General features: G+C 42.6%; 12 protein-coding genes, 1 riboswitch and 1 other annotated feature. Of the genes, 4 read left to right on the top strand and 8 right to left on the bottom strand.

Features of this window, described 5'->3' with window-relative positions; genetic code table 11:
• The 7 genes from PAN06_RS10300 to PAN06_RS10270 form a co-directional block, all read right to left on the bottom strand.
• Positions 1-529 (bottom strand): pyridoxal-phosphate dependent enzyme (locus tag PAN06_RS10300; RefSeq protein ID WP_269796242.1); only part of this gene is annotated, 529 nt, incomplete at its 3' end.
• 66 nt (positions 530-595) lie between these two features.
• Positions 596-826 (bottom strand) — a binding site (T-box leader).
• 34 nt (positions 827-860) lie between these two features.
• Positions 861-2090, bottom strand: coding sequence for a DegT/DnrJ/EryC1/StrS aminotransferase family protein (locus PAN06_RS10295; protein ID WP_269796241.1), 1230 nt, complete (start codon positions 2088-2090; stop codon positions 861-863).
• Between the two features lie 42 nt (positions 2091-2132).
• A complete protein-coding gene (locus PAN06_RS10290; RefSeq protein WP_078352486.1) occupies positions 2133-2825 on the bottom strand; it encodes a sugar transferase in 693 nt (230 codons plus the stop codon).
• A gap of 130 nt (positions 2826-2955) precedes the next feature.
• On the bottom strand, positions 2956-4698 hold the full coding sequence (locus PAN06_RS10285) for an ABC transporter ATP-binding protein (protein WP_269796240.1): 1743 nt from the start codon (positions 4696-4698) through the stop codon (positions 2956-2958).
• A complete protein-coding gene (locus tag PAN06_RS10280) occupies positions 4688-6433 on the bottom strand; it encodes an ABC transporter transmembrane domain-containing protein (protein WP_269796239.1) in 1746 nt (581 codons plus the stop codon). The genes PAN06_RS10285 and PAN06_RS10280 overlap by 11 nt, the downstream gene beginning before the upstream one ends.
• A gap of 54 nt (positions 6434-6487) precedes the next feature.
• Positions 6488-7123: a DUF421 domain-containing protein gene (locus PAN06_RS10275; RefSeq protein WP_000174453.1), complete on the bottom strand. Its 636-nt coding sequence runs from the start codon at positions 7121-7123 to the stop codon at positions 6488-6490.
• Complete coding sequence (locus tag PAN06_RS10270; protein ID WP_000675332.1) at positions 7120-7575, bottom strand: DUF3290 family protein; 456 nt, start codon at positions 7573-7575, stop codon at positions 7120-7122. The genes PAN06_RS10275 and PAN06_RS10270 overlap by 4 nt, the downstream gene beginning before the upstream one ends.
• A gap of 133 nt (positions 7576-7708) precedes the next feature.
• On the opposite strand from PAN06_RS10270, the gene PAN06_RS10265 reads away from it, so the two are divergent.
• The 4 genes from PAN06_RS10265 to PAN06_RS10250 all read left to right on the top strand — a co-directional run bounded on the left by PAN06_RS10265 (position 7709) and on the right by PAN06_RS10250 (position 11432).
• Positions 7709-8536, top strand: coding sequence for an exodeoxyribonuclease III (locus tag PAN06_RS10265; protein WP_269796238.1), 828 nt, complete (start codon positions 7709-7711; stop codon positions 8534-8536).
• 11 nt (positions 8537-8547) lie between these two features.
• Positions 8548-8934, top strand: a complete 387-nt coding sequence (locus tag PAN06_RS10260; RefSeq protein WP_269796237.1) for a VOC family protein — start codon at positions 8548-8550, stop codon at positions 8932-8934.
• A 232-nt stretch (positions 8935-9166) separates the two neighbouring features.
• Positions 9167-9262: riboswitch (purine riboswitch) on the top strand.
• A gap of 326 nt (positions 9263-9588) precedes the next feature.
• The gene (locus PAN06_RS10255; RefSeq protein WP_269796236.1) at positions 9589-10170 is read left to right on the top strand and encodes a xanthine phosphoribosyltransferase; all 582 of its coding nucleotides are present in this window, start codon (positions 9589-9591) and stop codon (positions 10168-10170) included.
• Entirely contained in the window at positions 10170-11432 is a 1263-nt protein-coding gene (locus PAN06_RS10250; protein WP_001194477.1) for a nucleobase:cation symporter-2 family protein, read from the top strand. Before PAN06_RS10255 ends, PAN06_RS10250 begins: the two co-directional genes overlap by 1 nt.
• Positions 11433-11479: 47 nt before the next feature.
• Here the strand turns inward: PAN06_RS10250 and PAN06_RS10245 are convergent.
• On the bottom strand, positions 11480-12298 hold an 819-nt coding region (locus PAN06_RS10245; RefSeq protein WP_269796235.1), incomplete at its 5' end, for a type II restriction endonuclease.

The raw sequence follows: 12298 nt of genomic DNA, 5'->3' as shown, positions 1-12298 counted from the left end.
TCCATGCTCCAAAGGCTGCATCAACAGCATCTTTGAGGGTACGAGTCCCTGTTTCAACTGCGTGAACAGTTGCTCCCATCATCTCCATACGGAAAACATTGAGACGTTGACGCTCCACATCCTCTGCCCCCATGTAGACATCACAGGCCATACCAAACTTGGCTGCAGCCGCTGCTGTCGCAACACCGTGCTGACCAGCTCCGGTTTCCGCAATCACTCGTTTTTTGCCCATGCGTTTAGCCAAAAGAATTTGTCCTAAAACGTTGTTGAGCTTGTGAGAACCAAGGTGGTTAAGGTCTTCACGTTTGAGATAAATCTTAGCTCCACCTAGGTGCTCTGTCAAACTTTCCGCAAAATAGAGCGGTGTTTCGCGACCTGAATAGTCCTTCAAGTAATGACGAAATTCTGCCAAAAACTCTGGATTATCCTTGTACTTGTCAAATGTCACTTCCAACTCATCCAACAAAGCCTGAATCGGCTCCGGTACGAAACTACCACCAAATTGTCCAAAATAACCTTTGGTTGTCATAAAATTTTTCCTCTTTCTGTATTGATTTCAAGATATGAAAAAGCCCACACACAGAAAATTACTCTGCGTGAGGGCGTTGGTAACGCGGTGCCACCTCAATTATAAAGGGACTATCCCCTTTACATCTCTTCCTTGTCTAACAACAAGTTGCACTGTAAGGTGTGCGCACCGAATTTTCATTGTTTCAAATTCATTTTTAAAATCAGCCCACTTTCACTACTTCCAACCACCTGTTCACAATCACCACAGGCTCCCTGAAGATCAAAAATAGTTACTTTTCTGATTTGTTGAACTTATTTTAATACTTTGTTTTTTCTTTGTCAAGACTTTTTTACGATTTTTTTGATAAAGTTAGCACTTTTTCAGAAACTGTTTTGAAAGTCTCAATGATATAGTCCACTTCTTCATCACTTAATTTAGTGTGAAGAGGAAGGGTAATTTCATTTTCAAAGAAGGCATAGGCCTTAGGATAGTTCGCCATATCAAAGCCAAGATTCTTATAGGCTGTCAAGAGCGGAAGCGGTTTGTAGTGGACATTGCTTGCAATTCCTGCTTTGGCTAATTCTTGAATGATAAGATTGCGTTCTTCTAAGCTCGCTCCTTCTACATGGGTGATGTAGAGGTGGCGTGAAGATTCGACAGTATCAGTCTTATGTGCCAATGGATGGATACGAGAACCTGAAAAACCACGATCATAGCGGTCCACTATCTCCTTACGACGTTGTAGCAAACTTGGGTAACGGTCCAATTGTACCAAACCAAGCGAAGCCATGATATCTGTCATATTGCACTTGTAGGCTGGTGTGACGATATCGTATTCCCATGAACCCAGTTGCATCTTGGCAAGAGCGTCTTTAGTTTGCCCGTGAAGGGAAAGGATTTGGAATTCCTTGTACATCTCTTCGTCGTCAATCGCTGGATTGGCCTTCCAAGTTGCGCTTCCACCCTCTGCAGTTGTAAAGTTCTTAACGGCGTGGAAAGAGAAGGAAGTAAAGTCAGCGATAGAACCAGCTGGTTGCCCTTTATAAGTAGATCCCAAAGCATGGGCACTATCAGAAACAATCACGATACGGTTAAAGGCTTTTTGCCACTTGCTTGAAGCGGTAAAGAAATCACGTTTTTTCTCCACAACTTGGAACAAACGGTCGTAGTCGCAAACAATCCCTGCAAGCTCTACTGGGATGATCACCTTAGTTTTCTCAGTGATAGCTTGCTCCAGCAAGTCATAATCCATCTCAAAAGTATCTGCTTGAATATCCACCATGACAGGGGTCGCTCCTACGTGAGTGATGACACTACATGAAGCTGTATAAGTCATAGCTGGAACGATGACTTCATCTCCAGGACCCACTTCCAAAACGCGCAAAATTAACTCAAGAGCGGCAGTTGCAGAGTTGAGGCAGACAGTCTTAGGCGTCTGTGTATATTGAGACAAGCGACGCTCCAGTTCTTTTGTCTTAGGACCTGTTGTAATCCAACCAGAACGCAGGGTATCCGCTACTTCAGCAATTTCTGCTTCCGTAATATCGGGTGGTGAAAATGGAATATTGTAATTTGGCATTGATTTGCTCCTTTTATCTGTACTCATTTTCTCATGACTACTTTATTTTAACACTTCAAACACGGTTTGAAACATGATTTTAATGTCTCCTAGGAAACTAAATTCTCGGAGATAGTCGAGGTTATAGCGCATCTTTTCAGGGAGGACGTGTTCGACATAGGCTTGGTCAACTGACAGGCCTTTTTCGGTCATTTGACTGATAATAGTGTCCTCATCCTTGTAGTTGATGCTGGCTGGAGAGGTAATCCCTGCTGGTAAAAGTAAGGTCGCCATCATTTCAGGGCTATACTGCTCTGTGTAACGTGGCACTTCAGGACGCGTCCCGACAAAGGACATCTCGCCTTTAAGGACATTAACCAACTGAGGCAGTTCGTCCAAACGCACACGGCGGATGAAATTGCCAACCTTGGTAATGCGACTATCGTTAGCAGAAGTCACCAGACTTCCTTTTTTATCCGCATCCGTCACCATGGTACGGAACTTCCAAATCTTGAAAGGACGGTTGTACTGGGTCACGCGCTCTTGCTTGTAAATAACAGGCCCCTTGCTATCCAACTTGATCCAAATACTCAAGATGAGAAAGATGGGAGAGGCCAGAACCAGTAAGACCAAAGCTAGAACCCAATCCAAGCAACGCTTAAAAATCAGCGAACCCTTCCTTTTAGAGACAAGCTGGTAGTAAGACTCAACCTCGCTTGATTTCATTTCCACGGGCAAGTCTTCCCATTTCAGCATGCTGTTTCTCCTTTGTTTTTATTATACTATTTGTCAACATTTTTCATTATACCACAAAATGGAAAAGGCGGTGAAAGAAATCTGTAATTTGAAGGATTTCCTTCTTACACTCAATGAAAATCAAAGAGTATTAAGACATAGCACCCGCCTGCAAACTATACATCTTGTGATAGGTTCCTCCCAAGGCCAAAAGTTCCTCATGGGTTCCGCTCTCGATGATGTGCCCCTTGTCCAAAACATAGATACAGTTGGCGTCTTGGATGGTCGAAAGGCGGTGAGCGATAGCAATGGTTGTCCGTCCCTGTCTCATCTTAGCCAGAGAAGCTTGAACCAAACTTTCTGTTTCAGAGTCAATATTGGCTGTCGCTTCATCCAAAATCAGAATTTTAGGCTGACTGGCGACTGTTCTGGCAAAGGCAAGAAGCTGACGCTGACCTGTTGAAAAACTGGAGCCACGCTCAGAAACAGGGGCGTCATATCCCTGAGGAAGTTCTTGAATAAAGGAATCTGCATCCACGAAGGCTGCAGCAGCCTGGACCTGCTCATCACTAATGTCTTGGTACATGGCGATATTGGACTTAATGCTTCCATGATAGAGGAAGGGTTCCTGCAAGACCAGACCGATGTTTTTTCTCAGCTCTTCCTGACTGTAGTCCCTAATATCCACATCGTCCAAGAGAACTCGCCCTGATTGAAATTCATAAAAGCGCATGAGGACATTAATAATCGAAGATTTCCCTGAACCTGTATGGCCTACAAATGCAATGGTTTCACCCTTATTAACGGAGAAGGAAATGTCATCCAGAATCGAATGTTTGCCATCATAAGAGAAACATACATGTTCAAAACGGATATTGCCTTCTTTGATCTCGGCCTGGCCATTTTCTTGAAGGGGTTCATAGGTCCTCTCGTCGATCAGGGCAAAGACACGACCTGCAGAAACCATAGACGTTTGAAGGGTTGAAAAGTTTTGCGTCACCTCAATCAAGGGATCAAAGAGACGATTGATATACTGAATAAAGGCATACATGGTTCCAGCTGTTATTCCCAGATAAAGTCCACGATAGCCAAAATAGGTCATTAGAACTGCATATCCTAGAAGTTTCAACAAACTCATGGCAGGACGCAAAAAGAGGGCATCCAAGGCTACAGAACGGTTGGCGTAGATCAAGTGTTCTTGGTTGATTTCATCAAATTCTGCTTGCAGGCGCTTCTCTTGATTAAAGGCCTGGATTATTCTGATCCCCTCGATGTTTTCAGCCAGCTTGCTATTGATATCTGACAAGAGACTTCTAGTTTTCTCAATGATTTTCACTGATTTTTTCCGATAGAGATTGACCAAAAGGAAAATCAAGGGGAGAAAGAGCAAGACTAATACTGTCAAACGAAAATCCAACACCAACATGGTATAAAGAGTTGTCAGAAAGATGAAAACTGCTGAGATAAAGCTAGATAAAATCCCCGAAAACATATCACTGATCGTCTCGGTGTCATTTGTCAAACGAGAGACAATGGAGCCTGCTGGCGTCTTGTCAAAATAAGACATGCCCAGCTTCTCCATATTGGCAAAGGCATCGCTACGAATATCCCTAACAATACTGTAGGACACGCGCGCAAAGAGAAGATTGCCGACATACTGGACCAGAGTTTGTAGGATATAAAGGCCATAGTAGGCCAGCAAAACGGTCACAGCAAGTTGATTGAGATTGCTGAGATACTGGTCGATAAAGTGGGAAGCCACAAGGGGAATGACACTTTTGATCACCGTCGTCGCTAGGAGAAAACTGAGTGCCAAAAAGGTAAGGAGTCCATAAGGCTTGAGATAAGACATCAAGCGCTTCAATACAGCCCATTGTTCTTTCTTATTCTGCATCTTCTTCTCCCTTCATTTCCAGCTGCTGAGACTGGTAGGTTTGGGCATACCAGCCATCCAAGGCTAGCAGGTCATCGTGTGTACCCCGTTCGATAATTTGACCATTTTGCAGAACCAAGATCAGATCTGCATGGACAACCGCACTGAGGCGATGCGCTGTGATAATGGTTGTCTTGTCCTGACGTGTTTCCTTGAGATTGTCGATAATTGCATACTCTGTCTTGGCATCCACGGCCGATAAGGAATCATCTAAAATCAAAATATCTGGGTCTAAAATCATAGCTCGACTCATAGCCAGACGTTGCTTTTGACCACCAGAAAGACTGACACCCTTTTCACCAATCAGCGTATTAAATCCTTGAGGCATGTCTACAATATCTTGGTAAACTTGGGCTAGCTTAGTCGCTTCCTCAACCGCTGAAAGGGGCAAGTTCGGATTTCCAAAGCGGATATTGTCTAAGATAGAGGTCGCAAAGAGAAACTGGTCCTGAGGAACATAGCCCATAAGACTACGAAGGTCTGTCAGACGATAATCCCTTATATCGTGACCATTTAGATAAATGGCTCCCTTGTCCACATCGTATTCACGCAAGAGGAGCTTGATCAAGGACGTTTTCCCAGAGCCTGTCTGTCCGACCAAGCCCAATGTTTGCCCTTTTTCCAAACTGAAATGAATATCCGTCAGTGTTTCCTCATTTTCAAAGGCAAAACTATCAATAGCGTACTGCAGGCACCCGTTTTCAATGCCATCCAAAGGAAACTCAGGGTCTTGTACAGGTGATTCCTGAGACAAAAGTTCCTCAATCCGCTGGTAAGAAACCTTCCCTCGCTGGGTAATATTAAAGAGGAAGCCGATGGCCATAAGAGGCCAAACTAGCATATCCAAGTAGCTGATAAAGGTAACTAGATTCCCAACGGTAATCTGCCCCTCCTGAACCATCAAGGAGCCGACCAAGAGCGTTAAAACATAGGAGGAACCAACAAACAAGAGAACCATGGGGTCAAAGAGACTATCGTATCTCATGGTTTGGAGATTCTTTTGGAAGGTCAATTCATTGACTGCCTGAAAGGACTTGAGCTCGTCCGCCTGGTACCCGAAAGACTTGGTCACTTTAATACCTGATACGGACTCCTGCACCTTGTTATTGAGTTCAGAAAAGGCAGCTTGTGATTCACCAAAGGCCTTGTGGGTCTTTCTACCTAAACGACTGGTCGCATAAGCCATGAAAGGTAAGGGTAAAATGGCAACTAGGGTCATTTGCCACGAAATGCTAAAGAGCATGGTCATCAAGGTCACTAAAGCCGTGATAGAGGCATCCACGGCAGACATAACACCACCCCCTGCCAGACGCGTTAGGGCATTGATATCATTGGTTGCGTGTGCCATCAGGTCCCCCGTCCGGTAGGTTTGATAAAAAGCTGGAGACATTTTTGTGAAATGTTCAAATAAGCGAGAGCGCATAATCTGTCCCAAACGGTAGGAAGTCCCAAGGATATACATCCGCCAAACATAGCGCAGATAGTACATCCCAAAGGCTGCAAGAAGCAAGTAAAATAGGGCAAGAAGGAGGTCCTGCTGGGTTAATTGCCCCGATGTGATGGCATCAATGACCCTCCCCATAACCATTGGGGGAATGAGGTTGAGGACGGAAACCAAGACCAGAGCCACAATCCCGACTAAATAACGGCGTTTTTCTAACTTGAAAAACCACCAAAGTTTTTGAATAATGGACATAACATCCCTTTCTGATTGCAAATAGAAACCTGAGGCCAAGACCCCAGGTTTTTCTTATTCATAGGTTACAACTGTGACGGCACCCTTGTCATACTCAGCGATAAAGATATTGGCTACATTGTCATGTCCTTGTTTGCTGAGATTATCAAGCAGCCACTCTTCGCTACGGCCAATCGTTTCCAAGACATCGACTTGGATCACACCGTCAGTCACAACTGGATACTTAGGATTTTCATCTCCTATTTGGACCACGATGAGTTGGCCATTTTGCTCCTGCACAGCGCGTTTGACCTGTTTCATCTGGAAAATCCCTTGGCTACGAAGTTTGAGAGCAACTTCTGCTGCAGACAAACCAACTGAACGACAGGCTTCTGGGTCAATCTGCCCATTTTTGATAAGGAGAGTTGGTTTTCCATCAATCAGGCGTTTGACAAAACGAACATTGTTATTGAGCCACTTGAGGGTCAAGACCAAAATCGTCCACATCATCAAAATCACTGCGTACTGCAGAATGCTGATAGAACTATTGTAAATCACCCCACCGATGATACCACCGAGAACATAGTTCTGAATTTGGTCTGTCGCAGAGTTAGGTGCTAGGTTCCCCTTTCCTGTCACATTGATAACAAAAACAAGCGAGAAGAGCCCCAAGGCCAGTTTGATTAAAATTTCCATATAATTGAGTGTCATTTGTTTACCTCCACCAATTCAATAGCGTCTGTTTGATTCAATTCTAATTTCTCTAAAAGATACTTGTCTGGTTGGCTCCCGTTCATGGCGCGGTAGAAATTTGGACCTACCTTGACAAGCGCTCCATCAGTGGCTGCAGAAGTATTGACATAAACTTCTGATTTATCCACTCCCAAGTCTTTGGAAACAACCTCTATGAAATGAAGGGAGGTTTGAAATTGGTTGTTAGAGGCTTGATTGGTCTGGTATTTTGAGATTGTCACCAAAAGCATGGCCACCAAGGTCAAGGCCAAAATCATGACCAATTCCCGAAACTTAGTCCCCTTTTTATCTCGATAGGCTTTAAAAGCAAAAAATCCTGTGATAGCTAGGAGAACAATTCCAAAGCCAATCATGATGCCATTTTGCTGACTGATTTGGCTAAGTACATAGTCATATGAGTAAAATTTCATTTATTTTCACTCCCTTTCATAAAATCATTCTTAATTATAAACGAAAGAGAGTGATTTTTCAAGCCATACGTTGGGGAAATGGACCTTTTTTTGGTATAATAAAATCTATAATCTGAATGAAAAAGGTAACTTTATGAAACTCATCTCATGGAATATTGATTCCCTCAATGCTGCCCTAACTAGTGACTCAACTCGTGCCAAATTGTCCCAAGAAGTACTACAAACCTTGGTCGCTGAAAATGCTGATATCATCGCTATCCAAGAAACCAAGCTTTCTGCAAAAGGGCCTACAAATAAACACTTGGAAATTTTAGAAGAACTCTTCCCAGGCTACGCAAACACGTGGCGCTCTTCTCAAGAACCTGCCCGTAAAGGCTATGCCGGAACCATGTTCCTTTATAAGAAAGAACTCACACCCACTGTCACTTTCCCAGAAATCGGTGCCCCTTCTACCATGGACTTGGAAGGCCGTATCATCACTCTAGAATTTAATGAATTTTTCGTAACCCAAGTTTACACTCCAAACGCTGGCGACGGTCTCAAACGCTTGGAAGAACGTCAAGTCTGGGATGTCAAATATGCTGAATACTTGGCTGAACTAGACAAAGAAAAACCAGTCCTTGCAACCGGTGACTACAACGTGGCCCACAATGAGATCGACCTTGCAAATCCTGCTAGCAACCGCCGTTCACCAGGATTTACCGACGAGGAACGTGCTGGATTTACCAACCTTTTGGCAACTGGATTTACGGATACCTTCCGCCACATTCACGGCGATGTTCCAGAACGCTACACTTGGTGGGCACAACGCAGCAAGACTTCTAAAATCAACAATACTGGCTGGAGAATCGACTACTGGCTGACAAGTAACCGTATCGCTGACAAGGTCACTAAATCTGATATGATCGACTCAGGAGCTCGCCAAGACCACACACCCATTGTCATGGAGATTGAACTCTAAGGAGAAAACGAATGGACTATCAAGCTGTCATTCCTGAATTTGTAGTATCTGACATCGAAAAATCACGCCACTTCTACTGCGACCTGCTAGGATTCTCTGTCGAATACGAGCGTCCAGAGGAGAAATTTCTCTTCCTCTCGCTTGAAGACTGCCAACTTATGCTAGAAGAAGTCAGCGCAGAAGAATTAGCCCAACTGACCTATCCTTTCGGGCGCGGTGTCAATATTTCCTTTGGCATCAAGGATGTCCCCCAGCTCTACCAAAATCTGCTGTCAGCTAACTATCCCATCCATCGTCAACTGACAAAAAGAGAATTTCGTGTTGGGGATCACTATATCTATCCTCACGAGTTTGCAGTCTTGGATCCAGATGGTTATTTTTTAAGATTTAGTGAATAGAATAATAAAGATTGGGAAAAAGTCTTTAAAGTTAGAAAAAGGCATATTGTCAGGTCTTGAAAAATCTTGATAATATGCCTTTTACGATGAAAAATCTCTAAATGTTAGCCAATAAGTTATTTTTTGCCCATTTTTATTATATTTGTTCGTTTTTTTAAATAAAAACACTAACAAAATATTTGATTTCTAAAGTTATTTAGTGTAAAATAATAACATTGGCTCAAGCCTATTTAAAATTAAATATCATTTTACTTGTTTATGTCGTGAATTGGCACGACGTTTCTACAAGGTGCCGGAACACCTAACAATAAGTATGTCAACAGTGAGGTATGGTCGTTTTTGCCATGCCTATTTTGGGGACCTACTTAGAAATTAAGTAGGTCCTTTTTGAATATTTTTAATATTTCCCTTAATTAGTGCGGACGGGAGCAACTTCCTTCGGAATTTCATCCCTAATTTTTGAGCCAAAAGTCTCAAAAATTCCGTCATAGACAATAACAAACTTATTGTCTATGATACCACTACAACGGGAAATATTTGATAAGACTCGCTTCGCTCGTACTAGTTTTATCAAATATATAGTACTAGCAAACTGGATCACCATAGAAACATTTAACCAACAAGTAAACTGGCTTTTAGACTTTAGGAGGTCTTATGAAATTATTAGAAGAGCGCATCCTCAAGGATGGGCATATCTTGGGTGATAACATCCTCAAGGTAGATTCCTTTTTAACCCACCAAGTTGACTTTAGCTTGATGAGAGAGATCGGTAAGGTCTTTGCGGAAAAATTTGCTTCTGCTGGCATTACCAAAGTCGTGACCATTGAAGCGTCGGGTATTGCCCCAGCCGTTTTTACAGCGGAATCCTTAAACGTTCCCATGATTTTCGCTAAAAAAGCAAAAAACATCACTATGAACGAAGGTATCTTAACTGCAGAAGTCTACTCCTTTACCAAGCAGGTAACCAGCACCGTTTCTATCGCTGGAAAATTCCTCTCACCAGAGGACAAGGTCTTGATTATCGACGATTTCCTTGCTAATGGCCAAGCTGCTAAAGGCTTGATTCAAATCATCGAACAGGCTGGAGCAACAGTCGAAGCTATCGGTATTGTGATTGAAAAATCTTTCCAAGATGGCCGTAATTTGCTTGAAAAAGCAGGCTATCCTGTTCTATCACTCGCTCGTTTGGATCGTTTTGAAAATGGTCAAGTCATATTTAAGGAGGCAGATCTCTAATGCAAACTCAAGAAAAACACTCGCAAGCAGCCGTTCTTGGCTTGCAGCACTTACTAGCCATGTACTCAGGATCTATCCTGGTTCCCATCATGATTGCGACAGCCCTTGGCTATTCAGCTGAGCAGTTGACCTACCTGATTTCTACAGATATCTTCATGTGTGGGGTGGCAACCTTCCTCCAACTCCAACTCAACAAATACTTTGGGATTGGACTCCCAGTCGTTCTTGGAGTTGCCTTTCAGTCGGTCGCTCCCTTGATTATGATTGGGCAAAGCCATGGTAGTGGCGCTATGTTTGGTGCCCTTATCGCATCAGGGATTTACGTGGTTCTTGTTTCAGGCATTTTCTCAAAAGTAGCCAATCTCTTCCCATCTATCGTAACAGGATCTGTTATTACTACGATTGGTTTAACCTTGATTCCTGTCGCTATTGGAAATATGGGAAATAACGTTCCAGAGCCAACTGGTCAAAGTCTCTTGCTTGCAGCTATCACTGTTCTGATTATCCTCTTGATTAACATCTTTACCAAAGGATTTATCAAGTCTATCTCTATTTTGATTGGTCTAGTTGTTGGAACAGCCATTGCTGCTAGCATGGGTTTGGTGGACTTCTCTCCTGTTGCGGCAGCACCACTTGTCCATGTCCCAACTCCACTCTACTTTGGGATGCCAACCTTTGAAATCTCATCGATTGTCATGATGTGTATCATCGCAACGGTGTCTATGGTTGAATCGACTGGTGTTTACCTAGCCTTGTCTGATATCACGAAAGATCCAATCGACAGCACGCGCCTGCGCAACGGTTACCGCGCAGAAGGTTTGGCCGTACTTCTCGGAGGAATCTTTAACACCTTCCCTTACACAGGATTTTCACAAAACGTTGGTTTGGTTAAATTGTCAGGTATCAAGACTCGCCTGCCAATCTACTACGCAGCTGGTTTCCTGGTTCTCCTTGGACTCCTTCCTAAGTTTGGTGCCCTTGCTCAAATCATTCCGAGCCCTGTCCTCGGTGGTGCCATGCTGGTGATGTTTGGTTTTGTATCAATCCAAGGGATGCAAATCCTCGCCCGTGTTGACTTTGCTAACAATGAACACAACTTCCTTATCGCAGCTGTATCAATCGCTGCAGGTGTCGGTCTAAATAACAGCAATCTCTTTGTCAGCATGCCGACAGCCTTCCAAATGTTCTTCTCAAACGGAATCGTCGTAGCCAGCCTCCTCGCTATTGTCCTCAATGCAGTATTAAATCATAAAAAGAAATAAGAAAAAGAGGTATGAGCCTCTTTTTTTTGTATATAGCTAATGAACAATCATTGTAAGAATAATTCAGCTAAAAATCCTTCTCTCAACATCTCTAAGTTAAATACATTAGTAATATGACTAAATGCTTCTGCCAACGGTAAATGCGCGGTTAACCATCCTTGCCCATCAGTAACCCATACAAATTCAACATCATCATCTGATGTTACAACAAATTGACTAAGTTCTGTAAATTCTCCTGCTACGGATTTTAATTTACTACCGCCTCCACCATAGTAATTTGTTTCAAGCAGCCAAACTTTATGTTTTTCTTTAGAATAAACTGCAACATCAAATCTTCTCTCAGACTTATCAACAGGTACTTTAATCCCCCACTTATCTTTAATATATTGAGCTGTAGCTTGAGCTTTCCATTCTAATCTTTGTTCCTGAGAAATTTTTGCTACATGTCTCTCTAAAATCCCCTCCATAGTTGTTCCACTTCGGTTTTTTCGTGCATTACTATCTAATCCAGTCTCCACTCCATAAACATAATCAACTAATGAACGATTAGCATGTTGTTGTAAAAACTTTAATAAACCAGATTTCTCAATAAATTTGATGTAATCATCTATTCTGCTAGTGTCTATCGTTTTGAAATCCAATTGCTCAAAAGACATATTATCGTCATTATCTATTGTCAGAATATCTAAAACATTATCACGACTTGCAATCAAGCTAGGAATTGCTTTTAACAAATTAGGTTGTTTAGTGAATAAACGTAGAGCTTCTGAATAAATATCATCTTTACCAATTAAGTAGTTCAAAGTATTCAAATCTAGTTCATACTTCTTTGTCTCACGGTCAACTTTCTTCCAATTCACATAGTA

The sequence above is a fragment of the Streptococcus sp. SM3 genome, assembly GCF_027497875.1.
This window is presented reverse-complemented; position numbering and strand designations above follow the sequence as displayed.